The organism is Alteromonas sp. ABD4_190 (assembly GCF_056160105.1).
Genome location: NZ_JBSWWN010000001.1, coordinates 3,901,196 through 3,923,739 on the forward strand (window position 1 = coordinate 3,901,196; position 22,544 = coordinate 3,923,739).

Consider the following 22,544-nt stretch of genomic DNA (forward strand, 5'->3'; position numbering starts at 1 on the left):
TACATTAACTTCTAATGTTGTACTTAAAACAGAACAGGCATTCCAGAATACTAATCACCACTCCCCACCTTTATAAACAACTTTTCACTGCAGTTCGATATACATTCCTCAGATAATAACTGCATTGAATCTATCTCATCATCTTCTGAAACAACAATAGAAATATTAGGTATTAGGTTTGCGCTATCTACTTGCAGTATCTTTGTGAGAGAAGGGGCAAAGTTTTGAACTGCACTTTTATTAACCGCTACGTCGAGTGTGGAAATTGTCTCCGGCGAAACATGTGCTTTGGTATCATCCATTGAGATATTGTAAATTACATCGTTGAAAAAGTGGGAGGATAGAAATTGTTGTTCGTCATATATGCCGTAACCCACCATGTTTGAGTTGTTTCGAGTTATAATCACATTATTCTGCGTTTCAATCCAAAATGTCTTATCTCCTTGAAAGCTAGAAGCAGCAATACCATTACGGTTGGTTAAAATTACGTTCTCGTAAACTCGCGTGACACCAGCTGGTTGGCTTAAGAGACCTCCAGCTTTTATCGACGCCCACTCGCGACCTCTCTCATCGCCAAGGTTGTAAATAAGGTTGTGAAATATATAGCTGGGGCCAAGCCTATTGGGCGCAATACTAATGCCCGCATACCCTTGAGTAAGTTCATTATCGTAAACGAGTACATTACTTTGTCCGCCGTCTATTTCTATTAAATCGTCATTTGCATAGGCAATATAGTTACCATAAATAGCTGAATCTCTTACAAACCCGCCAACACGCCAAGCATTCTTTCTGCCTTCTATCACGTCATTGAAACGCTTATCATCACTCCCATAAAGCCTATTATTTCTAATGATAAATTGTCCGCGCTTTTCAACATCAGGGTGATATGCCCACATTTGGATAGCATTTGCTCCGTTAGGGTGGCCGTTGCCCCAGTGATTTGCCCCTAAATTAGGATTATGAATTTCACAGTCTTCAATTACGGCAATACCAGACTTCTCAAGATAGATCCCAGAGTCATAATTTATTGGAGATGAACTTTCAGGGCTAGAGTAGGCTTTTCCTCCTCGGTACTCGTATGCCGTTCTGCCGAATTCAGCAATGTCGCATCCTTTTATCCAAATGTTGTGAGTTCGGTCGGCGAAAATTCCATACCTTAACCCTCCTCGAATAGTGAGGTTTTCTAACATAACGTATGACTGTCGGCCAATGTTCACTGCAGCTAAGTCACCCTCGTCTGGGCTTATGATCGCGCCGTCACCAATTATTTTTGCGTATCCTCCTGGGGAGCCAAATATATTTAGCGCTTCGAGATCTAATTGCCCACCGTCGTATATCTCAGAAAGGTAGTAGACTTTGCTGGGGTCAATAGGAGGGCTGTCTGGGTTTGTGGTAAATTCAAAGCTATAGTCTTTTATTTCATCGCTCTGATTAACCCGTATTTCAACCTCATAGGTGCTGTCAGCTTTTAAATTAAAAATGCTTCCTGATAAGGCACCGTATATTGGGTCCCAAGAAAATGATAGCCCTTCTTCCCAAATTTCTGTTCCAACTTGTCTGTATTTAACTTCACTGGTGTTCTCTTCAACCTGGTTATAAAGGGTTATACTTGCCGAGTGGATGAGCGGCGTAACTATGTTTTCTAGACCTGTGGCTGTTACTTCCATTGCAAGGGTAGGGTCGAGGCCTGCTTGCAAAATAGCACTAAGTAGCTGCTCTTTATCAATGACGTCTGTTCTACGAACGCTTCGAATAATGGAATAACTATCGATAGGAAATATCGTCAATAACGCGTGGAGCAATACCTCATTCTCTGACAGGGAAGGCATCGCTCGAGATAAACTAAGCTCGTCAGTATTTGTAAGCAGTCCCAGCTCGTAAAGCTGAATTATATTAGTACCAAACCCCTCTAATATCTGTTTTTCAACTCTATCAAGCGAGTTGCTTTTGCTTATTAATTCAACGGCTCTTTCTGGAGTTATATTTACTTTGTTTTTTGCGTAAATGTCACTAATGAGTTGTTCATACTTGTCGCCGGTTTGCTGCGCCGTTTGCGATTGCCGTGTTTCAGAAATAGTATTGGTACACGCTGAAATGGTAAGTAAGCTTATTATAGCGATAAGGTGGTAAAGTGGGCGTAAATGCATAGGATAAGCCTTAAAGAAGAGAAGCGATAATCGCAAGAAGATATAAACAAAAGTTTAGTTTTTCAGTTTTAAACCCGCAAGGTGTTGGTTATTCCATTAAATACTAATAAAATATAAGAACTAGTAAGCAATTATATGCATCTAACCTGCGCTTTTTCTACAGTATGTGAATTTTCAGCTCTTCACCCAAAGCAAATATAAAGGAATTTAAATGCCACACGTTTGTGTTATCGGCACCAGAGGCATTCCGTCTTTCGTTGGTGGAATAGAGACCATATGTGAACACCTTTACCCCGGAATAGTGACGGCGTGTAGTGATTTTGATGTTACTGTGCTTAGCCGAATAGCATATGAGGGAAAAACGGATTATGAGTATGAAGGTGTAAGAGTTAAAGTGCTAAAGTCTCTAAATATCAGTGGATTAGAGACGTTTATCCACACGTTTTTTGCTTTGGTTTACGCTAGACTGTTTATTCACCCTGATATTATTCATTTACACGGAATTGGCCCTGGTTTTTTCAGCGTCATCTCTCGCATCTTTGGTTTCAAAACAATAGTCACTCACCATTCGCCTGACTATAAACGCCCCAAGTGGCGTTGGCATGGTAAACTCATTCTGAAGCTGGGCGAGCTGCTAACGGTACTGTTTGCGCATCGTATTATTTGTGTGAGTCAGTCTGTTCTTGAAGAGGTAAACGAAAAATATACGTTTTTAAAAAGAAAACGCATGGTTATAAGAAATGCGGGCTCTCTTATTAATAACAGAAGCGGGCATGGTGAAGTACTTTCAGAACTTGGTATAGCAGCTAACCATTATATACTGGCAGTGGGGCGCTTAGATAAAACCAAAGGTTTTGATGACTTAATTGCGGCTTTTAATATGAGCAATGTCGCAACCTTAAAGCTGGTAATCGTTGGCTCTAATTATGTCGAAGATGAATATGTGAAGTCGTTAACGCAACATGCTTGTGAACGCATAGTGTTTGCGGGTACTCGAGTGGATGAAGAGCTCACCGAGCTATACAAAAATGCTGCATTATTAGTGAACCCTTCATATATGGAAGGTTTCTGCTTGGTGCTTGCGGAAGCCTTGTCCGTCGGAACTCCCATAATAGCTAGTGATATTGCACCTCACAAAGAGTTCGAGCTTAATAAGGAGAGCTACTTTGAGCGGGGGGATGTGTATAGCCTTTCTGCAAAGTTGAACGTTGAAAGCTATCTTGTTTATAAAAGCGCACACGCCGAAAATCTACAACAACAGAATACGTGGGACGTAAATATACGTAAGCACATAGACGTATTTAAGTCGTTATTGAAGTCGTGACTTTAAAAATTGCCAATATTCGTGTGCTATCTTATCGATATGAAAATCACTAGCTCGCCGTAGACTTTTAACACTGTAAACTTCTCTAAGCTTATTATCTTGAAGATAGTTTATTGCGGCGGTGAGCTCGCTTTGCTTGTTTAACGGAACCAGTATGCCGTGTTTTCCCAGGTGCATGGTTTCATTGGTAAACGCTTCGTTTCCCTCTAATATTTCCGCTGGCCCAGAAGGACAGTTTGTCATTATTGCCGGCAAACCTACTGCCATCGCCTCTACAAGCGCATTGGGAAAGCCTTCGTTAGTAGATGCTGAAATATAGTATTTCGCTTTGGCAAGAACAGAAAAGGGGTTTTTGGCATAGCCTAACAATATGACTCTATTTGAAGCACCTTTAGCTTGAATAAAGTCTAGCAACTCTTGTTTCTGTTCTCCCTCGCCAAGTATGCAAAGGGGGGCTAGTTCTTTGGAAGCAAGATACGCGTCAATAAGGTGTTTAAAGTTCTTAGCGGGTGTTAGTCGGCCAGTGCTGATAATGAATTCAGGAGGAGTGTTTATTTCTGAAGGAGCCTGTGCTTTGGTGGAAATTTCTTTGATATTGTAGGGGTTAAATACCGTAAAAGCTTTTTCTTTAGGCACAGAAAAATGAGTAACTAGATCATTTGTCACACCAGTGGATACACCCACTACAGCGTCTGCAAAGCGATAAAAAAGAGTTGGCGGTAAGGATGCAAAACTACGCTTTAAACCAGAAAACTGGTTGTCTAAATGACTACTAAGGTGCATGCGTTCACACAATACCGACTTGGGGATTTTTCTCACAAGCCGCAGAAATGCATTGGCAACGTTAGAGCGCACTAAAAAGCTTACTACTAAATCAGGCTTTGAGTGTTTAACAAAAGTATATAGCTCGTTCACACTTTTAATCAACGAGCCATCGCTGTTTAAACTTTTTAATGGTATGTGACTGGGCATTTCGCGTTCAAGAGGTTCATCATCAAGAAGTAAGATAGAAACATCTAATTCTTCGAAAAACTCTGGCTTGCTCAGCAAGTTTGCAAGTGCACGTTCCGCGCCACCTAACTTAATAGAGTTGATTAAAAATACAACTTTTCTTTTCACCTAACTCTCACTTAAAAGAAATCCTTGTCTTTCGACAAAATGCTATTAATCATCAACTCACTTCCAGCATTCGATAAGTGGACTGCATCTTTAACCATAAGGTTAGCGCTTTTGATTATGGAACAAGTGCCTTTTTTGCAAAAGATATCGAATGGGTTTATTACTTTAACATTTGGAGGGAATTCGATTGAAGCTATAATTTTCTGTTCTTTTTTGCCCTTCGCAGGCTTAATTGTCCATTCGTGGATTATTTCTGAGCTATTGGACAAGCGTAATTTTAAATATAGCGGGTTGTTAACTGGGTATACGGGGAGTTGGTTAATGATAGAAATCTCTAACCCGCGGCGATGTAACTCTTCAACCGTCTCACGCAACCGGAAAATATCAACGCCTTGGGTCTTGGCGTATTGCCAGTTTGAAGCTAAAACAACTTTGGTGACGTTAAACTGTTCTAAAATTTTTGACAAATGCGCATTATTTCTAGCGCAGTTTGGGCGACTTTTTGGTATTTCTTGAAATATCGGTGCGCAACCAGCACTTGCAAAAACAATTACGTTATTTTGTATCCTTTCTTTATGCGTATTTATGCCAAAGACTAGGTGATTAATATGTGAATCACCCCACAGCAAAGTGGTTTTCTTCTCTTTATCATAATCGCCTATGAAGCAACGTTTTCCATTCCAAATCTCAAAAGACTCTTTGGTAGATAGAAAGCAGTTCCCTTTAGGAGAAAGAATATGGGGCGTTGTTTTTATATCCTTGTTGTCAACTACGAATCTATCCTTAAAGCCCTCGTTAATGTGCACTACACCACCAAGCACGCAAACAAAAAGCGTTGCAACCAATGTCCCTACAAAAGTGGTTTTCACTTCTTTAGAGGATAAGGCTTTTAGGCGAAATCTATTTTCAATTAACTGATATAACATAAAGCCAGCACCAAATGATGCGAACACTAGGCCTGTCTGTTCTAATAGTGTTGGGACTCTCATTATAGCGTAGTTGTAATATACAACTATCGGCCAATGAATGAGATAGGTAGAATATGAGATTTTACCTATATAGACAGCAGGTTTATTCGCCAGTAGCTTCATTAGCAAAGGCTGTTGGGGGGCAAAGAGTATTAGCAGGGCTGTTCCAAAAGTAACTGGTAAAGCGCTAAGACCAGGAAAAGAAGTTTCATCATTTATAGCGATAAGCGACGCAATTATGAGTACAAAACCGAAATAAGCAGTTGCACCATGCTTCTGAGCTTTGTGTTCTGGAAAATAGCGGATTATTACACTACAAGCTGCTCCCATCATAAATTCCCACGCTCGAAACGGTGTAAGAAAAAACACGGCGCTGTTATCAATTTTTAAAAATAAAATACTGCCAACAAATGAAAGCAAAAAAAGCCCGATGGCGAATATTAAAACTATGTGCCTTTTTAGTTTCGCTAATACCAATATGATTACGGGAAAAAGAATGTAAAACTGCTCTTCAACTGCTAGAGACCAAGTATGTAAGAGAGGTTTAAGGTTAGAGGGGCCATCGAAGTAGTCGCTTTTCAAATAGAAAAAGACATTCGCTAAATAAGTGACTACGCCAACAGTGCTTTGTCCTAATTCTTTTAGTTCATCTGGCATAAAGACGAAGTAGCCAGCAATTATTGTTAGCACAATGGTGAAGAATAGTGCTGGATATAAACGTCGAATACGCTTTGCATAAAAAGTGCTAAGTGAAAAGTTGCCGCCAAGTATCTCTTTGCTTAGTAGCGAAGTAATCAAAAAGCCTGAGATGACGAAAAATATATCGACACCTATAAAACCACCAGAAACAAAGTTAAAGCCACAATGGTATAAAACAACAGCAAGCACAGCGATTGCACGCAATCCATCGATTTCAGGGCGATAACTTAATGTTGCAGTATTGAAGCGTTTCAACGTAAAAATTAGCCGTCTTACTTTAAAAGGTCGTAAGTTTACATCAACGGCCCTTGCATATAACACTTTAATTTCAATAGACGATTGGTTTTGAGTAAACAATGCCGTCTTTATAGATGAAGCTGCCGGCACAATATTAATGCTCGTTAGCAGCAGAACGTGGCGAAACGCACCGTTTATTTTATCTGTTTATAAAAAATGACTGTAAGTAGAGCAGATATAGCAAAATTTCGCCATTATCAGCTATATAGGGTAGCGGTAATGTCTGTCACTCGTGTAAACTACCGCTTTTATTTCAGGCAAGCCTTAGCGCACAGAAAAATTCTTCCTATGCTTTGGCCATGCAGTCATCATGTAAATTGAGGAAAACATGGAGCTTGACGCTATTATCAATCAGGCACAAAGCCAGATTGACGCTGCCCAAGATGCAGCCACATTAGACCAAGTTAGGGTCGAATTCATGGGTAAGAAAGGTAAACTTACCGACTTACTTAAAGGGCTTGGAAAGTTATCGAACGAAGAACGTCCTGCCGCCGGCCAAAAGATTAACCAAGCTAAGCAGGTTATTCAGCAAGCTATTTCTGCAAAAGGTGAGTTTTTACGCACTGAAGAGCTTAACAAAAAGCTAGCCGAAGAAGCCATTGATGTAACTTTGCCTGGTCGCACTGAAAAGCCAGGTAACTTGCACCCGGTTAGCCGCACAATTGCGCGTATTGAATCTTTCTTTGGCGAGCTTGGTTTCTCGGTAAAGACCGGCCCTGAAATTGAAGATGGTTTTCACAATTTCGACGCATTGAACATTCCTGCGAATCACCCAGCGCGTGCCGATCACGACACCTTTTATTTCAACCCAGACATGATGCTTCGTACGCAAACCTCTGGTGTTCAAATTCGTACTATGGAAGCGGAAAAGCCGCCATTACGTATTATCTCGCCGGGGCGCGTGTATCGTAACGACTACGATCAAACTCACACGCCAATGTTCCACCAAGTGGAAGGCTTGATGGTTGATAAGAACGTTAGCTTTACCGACCTTAAAGGTATTTTGCATGACTTCTTACATCACTTCTTTGAAGAGTCGCTAGAAATTCGCTTCCGTCCGTCGTACTTCCCGTTTACCGAGCCTTCAGCTGAAGTAGACGTTATGGGTAAAAACGGTCAGTGGCTTGAAGTACTAGGCTGCGGCATGGTGCACCCAAATGTACTTAAAGCAGTGGGTATCGACCCAGAAGAGTACACAGGTTTTGCCTTTGGTATGGGCGTAGAGCGCTTAACTATGCTTCGTTACGGTGTTAACGACTTGCGCGCGTTCTTTGAAAACGATCTTCGTTTCCTTAAGCAGTTCAACTAAGGCAGAGAGTACACATGAAATTCAGTGAAAAATGGCTAAGAGAGTGGGTTAACCCGTCGCTGTCGGCACATGAGCTGTCTGAACAGTTGAGCATGGCTGGCCTTGAAGTAGACGGCGTTGAGCCAGTAGCAGGCGATTTTAAAGGCGTGCTAGTAGGTGAAGTAGTGGAGTGCGGTCAGCACCCGAATGCCGATAAACTGCGCGTAACTAAAATTAACGTAGGTGGCGATGAACTACTAGATATCGTTTGTGGTGCACCTAACTGTCGTCAGGGCATTAAAGTAGCGGTAGCGGTTGTTGGCGCTGTATTGCCAGGCGATTTTAAAATTAAGAAAGCGAAGCTTCGCGGCGAGCCGTCATTCGGTATGCTATGTAGTTTCTCTGAGCTAGGTATTAGCGACGACCACGACGGTATTATCGAGCTTCCAGCCGATGCACCTATTGGTGAAGACATTCGCGATTACCTTGGTCTTGATGATAACGCTATTGAAGTAGACCTTACACCAAACCGTGCAGATTGTTTGGGTATTCGCGGTATTGCCCGTGAAGTAGGCGTGCTTAATAACCTTGACGTGTGCGAGCCTGAAGTAGCATCTGTAGAGGCTACTATTGATGATAAATTATCAATTACGTTAAGCGCTGATGACGCATGCCCGCGTTATTTAGGCCGTGTGGTTAAAGGCGTTAACGTAAAAGCAGCATCGCCACTGTGGTTAGTTGAAAAGCTTCGTCGTTGCGGTATTCGCAGCATCGACCCCATTGTAGATGTGACTAACTTTGTATTGCTAGAGCTTGGCCAGCCAATGCACGCGTTTAACCTTGCCAGCATTGAAGGCAACATTAACGTGCGTATGGCGAACGAAGGCGAAGCCCTTACGCTACTTGACGAAACCGAAGCTAAGCTGCAAAGCAACACTTTAGTTATTGCTGATGACAACAAAGCGTTAGCGATGGCGGGTATTTTCGGTGGCTTACACTCTGGTGTAACGACTGAAACCCAAGATATTTTGCTTGAAAGTGCGTTCTTTAGCCGTGATGCCATTATGGGCCGTGCCCGTCAGTATGGCTTGCATACCGATGCCTCGCACCGCTATGAGCGTGGTGTAGACCCGCTACTTCAGCGTAAAGCCATGGAGCGCGCTACTGCACTCGTTCTTGAAATTTGTGGTGGTGAAGCTGGCCCTGTTGTTGAAGCTGTGGCTGAAGATAAGCTACCCAAGCAGGCAACGGTTACGCTTCGTCGTGAACGTTTAGCGCGTGTACTGGGTATTAGCATTGATGATGCAAAAGTAACGGAAATGCTTAACCGCCTTGGTTTAGACGTTACACAAACTGAAGCAGGCTGGGAAGCGGTTGCGCCAAGCTATCGTTTCGATATTTCAATTGAAGAAGATTTGATTGAAGAGATCGCCCGGGTTTACGGCTACAATAACATTCCAAACGTGGCGCCAAAAGCGACCTTGGCAATGCTACCTTCGCAAGAAGCTAAGCTGCCGCTAAACACTATGAAGTCGTTGCTTTTAAGCCGTGGCTACAATGAAGCGATTACTTATTCGTTTGTAGACCCTAAAATTCAAAACGCATTATTCCCAGACGTGAAAGGCATGGTGTTACCACACCCAATTTCATCTGATATGTCGGTAATGCGCGTAAGTTTATGGCCGGGTTTGCTAGGTGCTACTGCATATAATCAGAAGCGTCAGCAACAACGTGTTCGCATGTTTGAAACCGGATTACGCTTTATTCCTCAACAAGATGCGCCTAATGGTGTATTGCAACAGCAAGTAATTGGTGGTGTAGTAGCAGGGCGTCGTAATGAAGAACATTGGGACTTGGGCGACAGCCCGGTTGATTTCTTCGATGCAAAAGCCGACGTTGAGGCGTTGTTGGCACTTACAGGTAAAACCGGTGAGTTCCAGTTCGTTACAGGGCAGCATAGTGCGTTGCACCCTGGTATGACGGCAAAAATTTTGCTTAATGATGAAGAAGTTGGCTATATTGGTGCTATACACCCGCAGTTTACTAAATTGCTTGGTGTTAACGGCCGCGTATTTGTGTTCGAACTAGTGGTAGATGCCATTACCGATCGCAAATTACCGTCAGCTGTACCAGTATCGCGCTTCCCATCGAATCGCCGTGATATTGCTATTACGGTTAAAGATGAAGTGCGTGTAGGAAATGTGCTTTCTTACATAGAAAATATTGGCGTAAATCAACTAGTTGCTCTAAACTTGTTCGATGAGTACAAAGGCAAGGGAATTGAGCCTGGCTATAAGAGCCTTGCTTTGTCACTTCATTTACAAGATCCGGATAAAACCTTGGAAGAAGCTGAGATTCAGCAAGCTGTAGATACTGTGGTTAAAGGTCTGGAATCTGAGTTTGGGGCCGCGTTAAGAGAGTAAACTATGGCATTGACCAAAGCCGAGATGGCTGAACACCTATTCGAGAAACTAGGCATTAACAAGCGTGATGCGAAGGATCTGGTAGAGCTTTTTTTCGAAGAGATTAAAGGCGCTCTGGAATCTGGTGAGCAAGTAAAACTGTCGGGTTTTGGTAACTTTGACTTGCGTGATAAAAACGAACGTCCTGGCCGTAATCCTAAAACCGGTGAAGACATTCCAATTAAAGCGCGCCGCGTGGTTACATTCCGCCCGGGTCAAAAACTTAAAAGCCGAGTTGAAAACTCTGAGCCTGTCGACCAATAATCTTTAGGTCGTTACAATACTGAAAAAGGGCGAGATCTCTCGCTCTTTTTGTATTGCTTCTTTTTTACAGTGCACTCGCACTGATTTCTATATGCAATGTTTTTGGAGGAAAGTGTGAAAAAAGCACTTGTCGTTCTTGCTATTATTATTGCCGCTACCTTTTCATGGTTTGCTTATTTGTCGCTAGATGCAGACAAGCGAGACCAAAGCGCTGCGCAAGTTCCGCTTATTACAGTTATGGAAATTCTTCACGCCAGCGATTTGCAGCAGGGCGTAAAGCAAGCTGTTAAAGAGGGAAATGATGAAGCTGTAGATTCATGGATGGAGCAAGCCCGTGAAGTAGGGCAGGCTGCTAGTTTATCTTCAGAAGATATGAATTATCTTAATTCGGAAACCGCGAAAGATTACGTGGTATTTAATGCTAAACGTCAACTGTATAACGAAGCCTTTGAAGCGCGCTATTACGCGCTAGAAGATGTAGACGTGCTTAAAGAACAGTATCCTGAAGCTAAAGATCTCTTCCCTCGCACTGATGCGTTGATTAAAAAGCGCGATGAAATTATTCAGCAAATTGCCGTAGCTATTTCGGGCAACGAACAGCCCGATGAAGCCGCGCTTGAGGAAGCGCGCAAGCAGTGGTTAGCGCAGGCGGGTAATTAGGCTATGTTTTAGGCTATTGCTCGCGCTGCATTCAAACACTCATCAGAAACCTATACCGCAGACCAGCTTCATACCCCTTCCTACTTTTCATACTATAGATTTATTGAAAGCTTAATTTGAAAATGTACGCAATTTGGCGTACATTTGACGTGCATGTGGAGTGCAGGGGGGGTTACAAGGAAATAAAGCGGCAGGTCATTGACTGTCTAAATAAAGGATACGTTTCCCATGAGCAGAGAAACGATATTGATGTTAAAAATCTATTGGCAATTGGGCAAGTATCGCTTGAGGAAGTTGCCGAAATTATAGGTCGAAGTCGAGGAAACGATTATTCTTCCAGCCCTCATCATTATGATAGCAGCATTACGGTACACATAATTAAGACGAGGCGAGCCGGTCATAATTGGTATGTTAAATGGTATTTCGTAGAGCCGAATAGCGTTTTTATTAGCGTCCATCATTAAGGAAAAGATATGAAAATTTTCAAAGTAGGCGAGTCGCAGAAAGCGGCATGCAGCACGTGCCAGTCATTTGAAAATGCGACATTTCAACTTAGAGATGTTCCTTTCAGTGATGGTACGGGTGTGGTTAAAAAGGTTTTGGTAGGGGTATGTGATAAGTGTGAAAGTGTGACTGTATTACCTCACCAATCCACACCTGCGGTTAAACGTCAATATGAAGCAAAGCGAAAGCCAGTGGAAGGGCGTTTACCTGCGCATTTAATCGATATTCTCAATTTAGCGACAATGGAAATCGGTGCAACTACAGACTTTGTTCCAAGCATGATGAAGTACTACATTCACTCATTGTCTGAAGATGAAAAGTCAGCAAAAAAGATAGCGAGTTACCTTCAAAGTGACTTGGCAAAAGGTAGATCAGAAAAGCGCCTATCGATTAAAGGGCGTAAGATTTTCGAAGACATAGAGCATCTTAAGTCACTATCGCACATAGAAAACACCACTGATTTACTGAAAGGTATTATCCTCAAGATAAACGAAGATGTGCTGATTAAAAAAAGGCTCAAACCAATCGAAAACCTTAAGAATATAATGGCGGCAGTTGCATAACCAAATACCGCGCAGTTAGTTTTTGCTAGCGCAGTTAACGAGGTTCTAAATTGCGCTAAGTTAATTTACCGAAATATCTGCAAATTTAGCGCTTGTCAGCAAAGCTAAATCGGCAGAGGAAAGCGCCACTTCTAACCCTCGCTTTCCCGCGCTTACGTGAATAGTTTGCAGATTTTCAGCGCTTTTGTGAATAACGCTTGGTAAGCGTTTTTTTTGCCCCAACGGGCTTACTCCACCCAATACATAGCCTGTGGCAACCATTACCGCGTTTGCATGGGCCATTTCTACCTTTTTCACACCTAATGCTTTCGCCATTTTCTTTTCGCTTAGCTTGGTATTTACCGGTACTACAGCAACAGCCAGTTTTTTGGTATCTGTACTCACCACTAAGGTTTTAAACACGGTATCGGAGTTAAGGTTTAGCTTTTCAACCGCTTCAAGTCCGTAGGAAGCCGCATTTGCATCGTGGTCATACTTTAATACCTTATGGGCTATACGCTTTTTGGTAAGTAGTGTGATTGCAGGTGTCATTCAGCCTCTTTTTTATAGAATGTTCGGCTATGTATAGGTTCACTCGGTAGTAGAGGCGTTGCCGCGTGGGTGGCATAGTCGTTAAAACCTGCTGTAAAAAACTCTGACAGCGGGTGTCCGCTCTGCCCACCAGGTAAGGTCAGAATGGCATCTTCTAAATGACCAGGGCTTACAAAGAATCGCTCAGAAGCACCAAAATTAGGCGCTTGCACTGCGGGCATGTAAGTATCGCCAAAGCCTTCCACTTGCTGCATATTTAACATGCTTCCAACTAGTGGAATTTGACTAGCGAAAGGGTGCTCTACAGATAGTGCATTGACCTTGCCCCAAGCTAAGGTTTCCATGTTAGCTTCTACTGGGGAATACTTATCTAATAATTTGTGTTTGGCGCGTCTGTAAGCATCTACTAATAACTCGTCAAAATTTTCAGTGTCGGCAGGTAGCCATGCATCAGGCTGGCTATGAATAAGCTGCCAAGCGGCAGGCTCAATACCTCTAAGCAGAGTACGGCTGTTTACGCCTTGTTGGTCTAAGTGTGAAAGCATGCCACCAAAAAGGGTTTGTATTACTTCGCGCCTAAAATGCTTAACTAAGGTGTAGCCCACCGAGTCTTCACAGGCGCATTCTTTCCACGCGTTTAAATAAGCAAGGTCTGGTTTAAACTCAATGTCTTGCATGTTAAGCAAGCCGTACAATAGGTGCTGCCATGGAATGAGGAAGCGGGCGTGATTATCTAGCTGAATAGCGTAAAAGTCGGTTTCACTGAACGTGTCTTTTTCAAAGAGTCGGTCTCTTATTTGTTGCCCGCGGGCGCCAAGGGCATAGCCACCGTCGCCCCATACTTTGAAATCTTTAGCTGATATAACTCTGGCATTGGCTGTCCATATTCTTCCCATTTCAGGGTTTACTAACATTGGAAGTTGTGTAGCGCGCTTTGGTTCTATTGCATCTTGCTGTTTTATGGCGGTGAACGACGCCGTTTGCCTATCCATCACCGCGCCACCAGGTAGCCACGCGGCATTACCAGTTTCATCTACAACTACTAGATTCTGTGTTGGAATGGCAATGCGCTTGGCTGTATTTATTGCGGTCTGAACATTCTTGGCCGTGCCGAAATTTATAATATTCAAGTTGGCAGCAAAAGGGTGGTGCGCAACCCAATTGAGCGCGTATCGTTTATCGTTTAGCTCTTTTACAGGGCCGTATTTGCTTACTTCAAATGTGAATTCATGTTCGCCATCGGGTAGGGAGATACGCTCTGTTACAGTATCGGTAGGCGTTGTTTCCTCTAATTCAATCCAGTCCACATTATCTAGATTTGCGTTAGTAAAGCCCCACGCAATATGACCGTTGGTACCCACTACAATTCCAGGTATGCCAGGTAAAGAAACACCTGTTACCTGCACATCGCTACCCGATTCCTGGTAGTTAAGCTGGGCGCGATACCAAATAATTGGCACACGTAAGCCTAAGTGCATGTCGTTGGCTAAAAGGCCTGCACCTGTTGATGTGTAGTTCCCTGTTACTGCCCAGTTGTTACTGCCGATGTCGGGTAGCTCAGTGCCGTTATATTCGGCACGAGCAATTGCGGTGTCTTTATTGATGATTTTACTTGGTGTAGATTCAGGTTTGCCATATTTACGGGGTGAAAATTCGATAGATGCTGAATTTTCACTTTGGTTATCGCTTATGGGCTCAACTGTTTTGTTGTCTGAGCCCTGTTCAGCGCGCTCGTCAATGCTACTAGCTGGTACAGTTATATCTGTACGAAGGGAGGCAGGGTAGTCTGGTATTTCAGCCTCGAGTAAGGGAATTTCGCTGGCATCTAATGCGGCTTGATAGTTACTTGGCTGGGTAATAAAGCTATAGATATCATTTCCGAAAGTTGAAAGCAGCGCCTCTCTTGCTAAATCTAGCTCTACTTGGGTGCCTTGTAAGTCCAAATACATGCTATAGATGACTAGAATACTGTCGGTGGGCTGCCATTGTTTTATGTCAACGCCTGCTGCGAGGTACTCGAACGGCGGTAAAGTGTATTCATCTAGTGCGTCATTTACACCGTGAGCGTAGCGTACTAACAAATCTTGTTGTGTTGAAGGCAGGTTCTTGAATACGACTTTTGCTCGTTTTTCAAATTGGTGAAAGCGAGCTTTTCTATCAATGTCTAGTGCTACATCACCAACCCACTGCGACAAACCACCCGACGCGGCGCGGCGTTGAAGATCCATTTGAAAAAAGCGGTCTTGTGCGTGGGCAAAGCCTAAAGCGTAGGCAGCATCGAAAATATCGTCGGCGTTAATGACAGCATGACCTAAGCCGTCGCGGCTTAACTCAGTAGGTGCGTTTACGTGATAGGTGGCACTATTGCCATCAAGTGCGGGTAAGCTTAGCCGAAGCGATATATAAAGCCCCAAAGCCGCTATTAAAAGTAATGTTAAAACACTTAAAACCAACCACTTGAACCAATTTATCACGTGTAAAACTCCCTATTTTTCTCTATCCTAACCACAGAACTAGCAAAATTGAAGTGATGTTTTATGACATATACAAAGGCGGTGCTGTGGGACCATTAATGTTGGATTGTCAGGCTGAAGAACTTGCGCCTGAAGAAAAGGAAAAGTTAGCCCATCCAGTGGTAGGGGGCGTAATTTTATTTAGTCGTAATTATCATGATAAACGCCAGCTTTCTGCGCTTGTTCAAGATATAAGACGCTATGCCAAACGCCCCGTACTGATAGCGGTTGATCACGAAGGGGGTCGCGTTCAGCGCTTTCGCGAGGGCTTTACCGCTATACCTGCGATGGGCAGTATTCTGAAGCAGTCAGAACATCAGGATGAAAGTGCAGCCTATGCTAAGGCGTGTGGGCTAGTATTGGCACACGAGCTTAAAACCTTAGATATTGATTTTAGTTTTGCGCCTGTGCTTGATATTAACGGTGTATCGCAAGTTATTGGTGATAGAGCATTTGCTGATAATGCGAACGAGGTGATACGCCTTGCTACCCACCTTATACAAGGGTTAAAAACCGTAAATATGCCCGCTATTGGAAAGCATTTTCCTGGGCACGGCAGTGTTGCCCCCGACTCACATATCGCATTGCCGGTAGATGAGCGTGATTTCGATGAGATAAGAAGCACTGATATGGTGGTGTTTGAACGCTTAGTTGAGCGGGCTATGCTTGATGGCGTTATGCCTGCCCATGTTATTTATAATCAGGTGTGCAATAAGCCAGCTGGGTTTTCACCAAAATGGCTGCAAGATGTGCTTAAGCGTGATTTGGGTTTTGGTGGCGCCGTATTTTCTGACGATTTGTCTATGCATGGCGCGAGCGTTGCCGGAAGCTATGTGGAGCGCGCTGAAGCTGCACTGGATGCTGGCTGCGACATGGTACTTGCCTGTAACAATCCCGAAGGGGCCGAGAGTATTCTGGATGGATTAGAAGCGCGCTTTTCTAACTTAAGCGAAGGCGATTCACAGAAGCAAGAGCGGGTTATGGCGCTATACGGGCGGGTTATGCCTGTAGGGCTTAATGATAATTACGACAGTGCTGTTGAAATGGTTAAGCGTCTGAGCGAACGGTAGGTGTTATACCTACCGTTTTATTCTTCATTTATGCTAGTAAGTTATCTCGGTGTACGTTTGCCTGCTTTATAGCTGATTTTATGACTGCCTGTTTCCCCTGGCGCATCATTGGTAAATCGACACCGACACTTTACACCTCGGTTTCTTCTACCCCGGCTTCTACATTCATAAAGCGCGCAAAGGTGAAAAGGAAATCACTCAAGCGGTTCAAGTACGCGTGCACCACTTCGGGTACGTCGTAGTGTTTGGCAAGGCTGATAACAGCACGTTCAGCACGACGACATACGGCTCGGCATACATGAGCTTGTGCAGCAGCTTTACAGCCACCGGGCAGTACGAACGAAGTATTGGGCGGCATTTTATTAGTAATGGTGTCTATCAGGCTTTCTAAGCTTGCAACGTCGGCTTGCTTCAATGTAGAGCTTGCAGAGATGGCAAAGCCAGCTTGGAACAGGTTACGCTGAATGTCGTGCAGCATTGGCTTATGTTCGTCAGCAACGTAAGCGGCTAGCAAACCAATATGGCTATTTAGTTCGTCCATGTCACCGTAGCTTTGTACAACCAAATCGTCTTTATCAACACGTACGGCTTTGTCGGCATAAATTTGCGTACTGCCTTTATCGCCAGAGCGAGTGTAAATTTTCATAAAAACCTTATTTTCTTAACTCTTTTCTTGTTCTGCTTTTACGCGTTATGCCACTAAATGCTGCAAACTCGCAACTCGCAACTCGCAACTCGCAACTCGCAACTCGCAACCAGCGACCAGCAACCATCGGTTAGCAACCATAAAGCTGGAAGCGCTATTGCTATGCCAGGCCCGAAAAACGCTACTCACTGACGTTAGGGCGGTTGTATCGGCGAACCTGAACTACAAACCCAAACAAGGGGTGGTCGAAATAGTGTAATTGAGTGCTTATTACGCGTCGCTGCTCGGCCAGCGGAACTGACACTAACTTATATTCGGTTGGTGTTGCTTGGTCAGCTGATGCAGCGTTACTTTCTTCACTACTAAAGTAACTTAGCGGCACTGGCTGGCGATAGAACATCTTGCCATCCACATGAAGATACGGCACGCGATTGATGTATTTAAGAAATACTTTTATTGTACCGTCAATTTCCCATATGGGTGTTCTAAGCGATGGGTCTAGGGCGCTGTCGTCGCCTTGCTCCACAATTATGGCGGTATCTAGCGCCTTAAACGCTTCATACTTTATAGCTTGTGGGTTTGAAAGCCGGCGGTCTAAGTCAGCAAAAATATCAGACATGCTAGCTAACTCACCATCGCTCAATGCTGAAGTATTGTATGCGCTATTCGCATCTTCGCTTGTGCTTACGGGGCTAAATGCGTCGTCGTTTGGCGAATTTGATGTGTTATTAGCGCTTAAACCTGCGGTTACATCATATCCAAATTCCGACTTGCCATTTTGCGATTGGCTAATATCAGCGGTGGACTGCACTTGCTCTCGCATGTCGCCATTTAAATCGAATTGCTGCGTGTAGTTTTGGCCACCGTAGAGGCGTACATCAAAAGCCTTATTTTTGCCAAACATAACGGGCTGACGCCAGGTAGCATGAAATAAGCGTTCTAGCTGTCGGTTCGAGCGAATTTGGCGAGATATAGACGATAGCGCCTGTTGATTACTGGTAAGCAGGTGAGCTTTTGAGGCTAGTGGCCAGTCGTGCCCTTCAACTATAATGGGTAGATTAGCAGGGGCAGGCATTCTGTTGTCTGGTTTGTTGACCTTCCAAACAATTGCCGGCTTCAGTGCAGACTGAATTGCCCCCGTGTTATCTGAAATAGCGCTTGTTATTGTATTACTGTTCACGTCGCCCTCTGTCGAGGCCATAACGTTTAGTACAGTGGTAATTTCTGCGCTAAGCCAAGGTTTTGCTTCTTCGCAATATTTAAACTTGGGAACAGCAACGGGCGTAGTTTGTTTTACCCCAAAAAACGATGTCCAGTAGCTAGCGATAGTTGTTGCATCTGGTGTGTTACCTGCGGTCTCGGCATTTGAATAATCTGCGTTGCTGGTATACCCAGTTGATGAATAAACTACGTTATCTTGGCGTTTGTTAAACGCCGTTTCCCTTTGATTATTTTCATCTGAAGTGCGAGACGAGACGCCTGCCGCCAAGCTTGAAGCATCACCGTAGGTGCTGCTTATCGCGTCAGAGTGCGATACACCCTGTGTATCATTGCGTTGGGCACTCTTAGTCTTAACGCTATTTTGTGTGCTAGATTGGGTAGATAGCGACAAAAAATCTACATCTTTCGATGGAATTTCAAAAAGGGTTTCGTTTGGCCATTTGATTGTAGAGGCTTCACCGCAAACGGCTAAACCTTGCTTTAAATAGCTAATGTCGGGTGCAATTACATCGCTAATGATGTCTGCCTGAGCGCGAGGGGCGTTTAAGTTGTCGGCTAGCGAAAACTGCTCTTCTAACTCAGTCAGTGCCACATTGCGCTTAAACGCAATCACTTCCACATCGAACCACCAGTTATCGTTGGCATAAGCTGTGGTCGAAATTGTAGTTAAAAATACGGCGCTTATTGATGCGACTAACGGGCACCAGCGAGATAACTTCATGTTATCGCGACTCCTTTGCAAAATCGGCAATAATATCGCTAATAAACGCGATGCGTTCTTTAGCTGTTTCGGTCTTTTTCACCAAACGCAGTTTTTGGCTACCTTCAAACTTAAAGGTATTGGGTTTGGTTTGTACCAAGCTAATAATAAAGCTTGGGTCGACCTTAGTGTTTTCTTTGAACTCTATGGTACCGCCTTGGGCCGACAAGTCTACTTTTAGAATGCCTAACTCTTGGGCTTTTAGTTTAATTTCAGCTACTTCTATCAAGTTTTTAGCTGGTTCTGGTAAAAGACCGAAACGGTCAATGCACTCTACCTGGAACTCATCAATATCGTCTTGGTTAGTACAGCTTGCCAAACGCTTGTATAGCGATAGGCGGGTGTTGACGTCGGCAATATAATCTTCAGGCAATAGAGCAGGAATACGCAGTTCTACCTCAGTGTGCCCTGATGTTGCATCGTCTAACGACGGCTCACGACCATCTTTAAGGGCGTTAACGGCTTTATCGAGCATATCCATGTAAAGGCTGAAACCAATACTGGCGATTTGCCCTGATTGGTCGTCACCTAAAAGCTCACCAGCCCCACGAATTTCCAAGTCGTGGGTAGCAAGGGCGAAACCTGCACCTAAATCTTCAAGTTGAGATATGGCTTCTAAGCGTTTCACTGCATCTTTGGTCATGCGCTTTGGATGCGGTGTTAACAGGTAAGCGTAGGCTTGGTGGTGTGAACGACCCACGCGACCACGAAGTTGGTGAAGCTGTGCTAAACCTAAATGGTCGGCCCTGTCCATAATAATGGTGTTTGCACTTGGTACGTCGATACCTGTTTCAATGATAGTGGTACAAACAAGCACGTTGTAGCGCTGGTGGTAGAAGTCGCTCATTACGCCTTCTAGTTCGCGCTCGCGCATTTGACCGTGCCCCATTGCAATACGTGCTTCGGGAACAATTTCGGCAATCTCTTCCACCGTTCGTGCAATGCTTTCTACTTCATTGTGAAGGAAGTAAACCTGACCGCCACGTAATATTTCACGCATGATAGCTTCACGGATAACGGCTTTATTGCGCTGCTGCACAAAGGTTTTAATTGATAAACGACGGGCCGGCGCTGTAGCAATAATAGATAAGTCGCGCATGCCAGATAACGCCATGTTTAGCGTACGAGGAATAGGCGTAGCGGTAAGGGTTAGAATATCTACATCTGCACGTAAAGATTTTAGCTTCTCTTTTTGACGCACACCAAAGCGATGTTCTTCGTCGATAATCACAAGGCCTAAGTCTTTGTACTTAATATCGCTAGATAGCAACTTATGCGTGCCTACCACGATATCGACTTTACCTTCGCCAATACGCTCCACCACAGACTTTTGCGCTTTACCACTTACAAAGCGGCTCATTACTTCAATTTCAAACGGCCAGGCAGCGAAGCGGTCTTTAAAGTTCTCATAGTGTTGCTGCGCTAGCAGGGTGGTAGGCACTAATATAGCTACCTGTTTACCTGCATTTGCGGCTAGGAATGCCGCACGCATGGCAACCTCGGTTTTACCGAAGCCTACGTCGCCGCATACTAGGCGATCCATCGCTGATGGGCTTCCCATGTCGTGCATGACCGCAGCGATAGCTTGCGCCTGGTCGGGCGTTTCTTCAAAGGGGAAGCTGTCTGAGAATGCTTGGTAGTCGTCCCAGTTTATATTGTAAGCAAAGCCAGGTTTAGCAGCGCGGCGTGCATATACATCCAATAGTTCTGCGGCAACGTCACGGACTTTTTCAGCGGCTTTTTGCTTGGTTTTCGTCCAGGCGTCAGAACCTAAAGCACTTACTGGTGCGCTATCTGCGTCTCCGCCCGTGTAGCGCGAAATTAAATGGAGTGACGCAACGGGTACGTACAATTTTGATTGTTTGGCGTACTCAATACACAAGTATTCGGTTGCAACACCGCCTGCATCTAGCGTTTGCAAGCCTAGGTAACGGCCCACGCCGTGGTCTAAATGCACTACAGGTTGGCCAATAGAAAGCTCGGCTAGGTTGCGGATAATCGCGCTTTCATCGGTGGCGGAGCGCTTATCGCGTAAACGGCGCTGACTTACTTTTTGGCCTAATAGCTCCGTTTCTGTGATAAATAACAGCTCGCCTTCCTGGGTTTGCCAGCGAAAGCTGTTATCAACCATACCCACGGTAATACCAATACTGTCGTGGCTTGCGATGAAGTCGCTAAAGCTATCAACAATTTTTGGTTTTATGCCAGCTTTGGCAAGTACCGTAAGCAACCCCTCTCGGCGACCTTGGGTTTCAGCACAAAACAGTACTTTAGCCCCGTTGTCAGTAGCCTGATTTACGGCTTTAATAAGTCGTTCAGCAGGTACTTTTTTCTGCGAGTTAATCGCAATGTCATCCAGTTTTTCGCACTGAAGGTTGGTAGAACCTTGTTTTTCTTCAAGTACCTTGCTGGAAAGCGACGCACGAGGCCACTGTTTAATAGCCCCGAACAGCTCGTTAATGGGTAAGAATAGTTCATCTGGCGCCAGTAGCGGGCGAGCTAAGTTATAACGATACTGCTCGTAACGTTCTTGCACATCGGCCCAGAAGAACTCGCTGGCGTCTTGCACATCGCCGTGAAGTAACAGCAGGCTTTTCGGGTGAAGGTAATCGAACAAAGTCGCGGTTTGTTTGAAAAATAAAGGCAAGTAATATTCCACACCGCTTGGCATGGTGCCTTTGCTTACTTGCGAAAAGACGCTTTCAGAGGCGTTGTTGGCGTCAAATTTTTCTAAAAACTGCTGGCGGAAAAGGGTTATCGCTTCTTTATCTGTTGGGAATTCGCGAGCCGGTAATAAACGAATTTTATTTACCGCTTCGCCAGAGCGCTGAGTTTCAGTATCGAAATAGCGAATAGAGTCGATTTCATCGTCGAACAAGTCTATTCGAAACGGCTGGTCACTACCCATTGGGAATAGGTCGATAATGCTGCCGCGTACCGAGAATTCGCTATGGCTCATTACCTGGCTAACGTGAAGATAGCCAGCTTGTTCTAAGTTGCGTCTGAATTGATCTCTGTCTAAGGTGTCGCCTTTATTTAGCATCAGTAGGTACTTTGCTAAATAGTCGGTAGGCGCAAGGCGCTGCATTAGCGTGTTAACAGGAACAATAAAAACGCCTTCGACTTGTTGGGTAAAGCGAAACAGGGTTTCTAATCTTTGCGATACGATATCCTGGTGAGGCGAAAAGGAATCGTATGGCAGCGTTTCCCAGTCTGGGAACAGGGTAATGGGCGTATCTTTTTGCTTATCGCTTAAGAAAAATGCTATTTCTTTTTCAAGCTTCATTGCCGATGGCGTATCGGCGGTGATTAATACAATAGGGCCTTTGTATTGGTTTAGCGTTTGGCTAATACATAGCGCGGCGCTGCTGCCTTGCAGTTGGCCCCATTGTTTGTGATCTTGTGATGAGGCTTCTTTTTTAGGCGCAGGTAATGGAAGCGATAATAAAGTGGCTGTCATGACGTCCTGTTTTTTAAATGCAAGATGAGTTTTACGGCTTATATACTG

The 22,544-nt window shown here is 44.2% G+C and carries 15 protein-coding genes; 7 read left to right on the forward strand and 8 right to left on the reverse strand.

Annotated features, from left to right (window positions below; all coding sequences use genetic code 11):
- Positions 1-50 precede the first annotated feature (50 nt).
- On the reverse strand, positions 51-2,147 hold the full coding sequence (locus ACXAFM_RS17065) for a right-handed parallel beta-helix repeat-containing protein (protein ID WP_474835452.1): 2,097 nt from the start codon (positions 2,145-2,147) through the stop codon (positions 51-53).
- Positions 2,148-2,358: 211 nt separating this feature from the next.
- Here ACXAFM_RS17065 and ACXAFM_RS17070 point away from each other — a divergent pair, with 211 nt between their 5' ends.
- On the forward strand, positions 2,359-3,471 hold the full coding sequence (locus tag ACXAFM_RS17070; RefSeq protein ID WP_474835454.1) for a glycosyltransferase family 4 protein: 1,113 nt from the start codon (positions 2,359-2,361) through the stop codon (positions 3,469-3,471).
- Here the strand turns inward: ACXAFM_RS17070 and ACXAFM_RS17075 are convergent.
- Both ACXAFM_RS17075 and ACXAFM_RS17080 read right to left on the reverse strand, forming a co-directional pair.
- Positions 3,457-4,590 carry a glycosyltransferase gene (locus tag ACXAFM_RS17075; protein ID WP_474835456.1) on the reverse strand — a complete coding sequence of 378 codons (1,134 nt, stop codon included), beginning with the start codon at positions 4,588-4,590 and terminating at the stop codon, positions 3,457-3,459. The genes ACXAFM_RS17070 and ACXAFM_RS17075 overlap by 15 nt on opposite strands.
- A gap of 11 nt (positions 4,591-4,601) precedes the next feature.
- Positions 4,602-6,644, reverse strand: coding sequence for an acyltransferase family protein (locus tag ACXAFM_RS17080; RefSeq protein WP_474835458.1), 2,043 nt, complete (start codon positions 6,642-6,644; stop codon positions 4,602-4,604).
- A gap of 238 nt (positions 6,645-6,882) precedes the next feature.
- Between ACXAFM_RS17080 and pheS the strand changes: the two genes are divergently transcribed.
- From pheS to ACXAFM_RS17105, 5 genes are all read left to right on the forward strand, one after another.
- Positions 6,883-7,863 carry a phenylalanine--tRNA ligase subunit alpha gene (pheS, locus tag ACXAFM_RS17085; protein ID WP_015066912.1) on the forward strand — a complete coding sequence of 327 codons (981 nt, stop codon included), beginning with the start codon at positions 6,883-6,885 and terminating at the stop codon, positions 7,861-7,863.
- 14 nt (positions 7,864-7,877) lie between these two features.
- On the forward strand, positions 7,878-10,265 hold the full coding sequence (gene pheT, locus ACXAFM_RS17090) for a phenylalanine--tRNA ligase subunit beta (RefSeq protein ID WP_474835460.1): 2,388 nt from the start codon (positions 7,878-7,880) through the stop codon (positions 10,263-10,265).
- A gap of 3 nt (positions 10,266-10,268) precedes the next feature.
- On the forward strand, positions 10,269-10,568 hold the full coding sequence (gene ihfA, locus ACXAFM_RS17095) for an integration host factor subunit alpha (protein WP_012518129.1): 300 nt from the start codon (positions 10,269-10,271) through the stop codon (positions 10,566-10,568).
- A gap of 114 nt (positions 10,569-10,682) precedes the next feature.
- Entirely contained in the window at positions 10,683-11,228 is a 546-nt protein-coding gene (locus ACXAFM_RS17100) for a hypothetical protein (protein WP_474835462.1), read from the forward strand.
- Positions 11,229-11,701: 473 nt separating this feature from the next.
- Positions 11,702-12,295 (forward strand): hypothetical protein, encoded by a 594-nt coding sequence (locus ACXAFM_RS17105; RefSeq protein WP_474835464.1) that lies wholly within the window; start codon positions 11,702-11,704, stop codon positions 12,293-12,295.
- A gap of 60 nt (positions 12,296-12,355) precedes the next feature.
- Here the strand turns inward: ACXAFM_RS17105 and ybaK are convergent, their stop codons facing one another.
- Together ybaK and ACXAFM_RS17115 are read right to left on the reverse strand one after the other, a co-directional pair.
- Complete coding sequence (ybaK, locus tag ACXAFM_RS17110) at positions 12,356-12,826, reverse strand: Cys-tRNA(Pro) deacylase (RefSeq protein WP_474831174.1); 471 nt, start codon at positions 12,824-12,826, stop codon at positions 12,356-12,358.
- Positions 12,823-15,300 carry a penicillin acylase family protein gene (locus ACXAFM_RS17115; protein ID WP_474835466.1) on the reverse strand — a complete coding sequence of 826 codons (2,478 nt, stop codon included), beginning with the start codon at positions 15,298-15,300 and terminating at the stop codon, positions 12,823-12,825. The genes ybaK and ACXAFM_RS17115 overlap by 4 nt, the downstream gene beginning before the upstream one ends.
- Positions 15,301-15,398: 98 nt before the next feature.
- Between ACXAFM_RS17115 and nagZ the strand changes: the two genes are divergently transcribed.
- A complete protein-coding gene (gene nagZ, locus ACXAFM_RS17120) occupies positions 15,399-16,409 on the forward strand; it encodes a beta-N-acetylhexosaminidase (RefSeq protein WP_474835572.1) in 1,011 nt (336 codons plus the stop codon).
- A 130-nt stretch (positions 16,410-16,539) separates the two neighbouring features.
- Here nagZ and ACXAFM_RS17125 read toward each other — a convergent pair whose 3' ends face one another.
- The 3 genes from ACXAFM_RS17125 to mfd all read right to left on the reverse strand — a co-directional run bounded on the left by ACXAFM_RS17125 (position 16,540) and on the right by mfd (position 22,496).
- Positions 16,540-17,055: a cob(I)yrinic acid a,c-diamide adenosyltransferase gene (locus ACXAFM_RS17125; protein ID WP_474835467.1), complete on the reverse strand. Its 516-nt coding sequence runs from the start codon at positions 17,053-17,055 to the stop codon at positions 16,540-16,542.
- A gap of 181 nt (positions 17,056-17,236) precedes the next feature.
- Positions 17,237-18,997 carry a CsiV family protein gene (locus ACXAFM_RS17130; RefSeq protein ID WP_474835469.1) on the reverse strand — a complete coding sequence of 587 codons (1,761 nt, stop codon included), beginning with the start codon at positions 18,995-18,997 and terminating at the stop codon, positions 17,237-17,239.
- 1 nt (position 18,998) lies between these two features.
- Positions 18,999-22,496, reverse strand: coding sequence for a transcription-repair coupling factor (mfd, locus tag ACXAFM_RS17135; protein WP_474835471.1), 3,498 nt, complete (start codon positions 22,494-22,496; stop codon positions 18,999-19,001).
- Positions 22,497-22,544 lie beyond the last annotated feature (48 nt).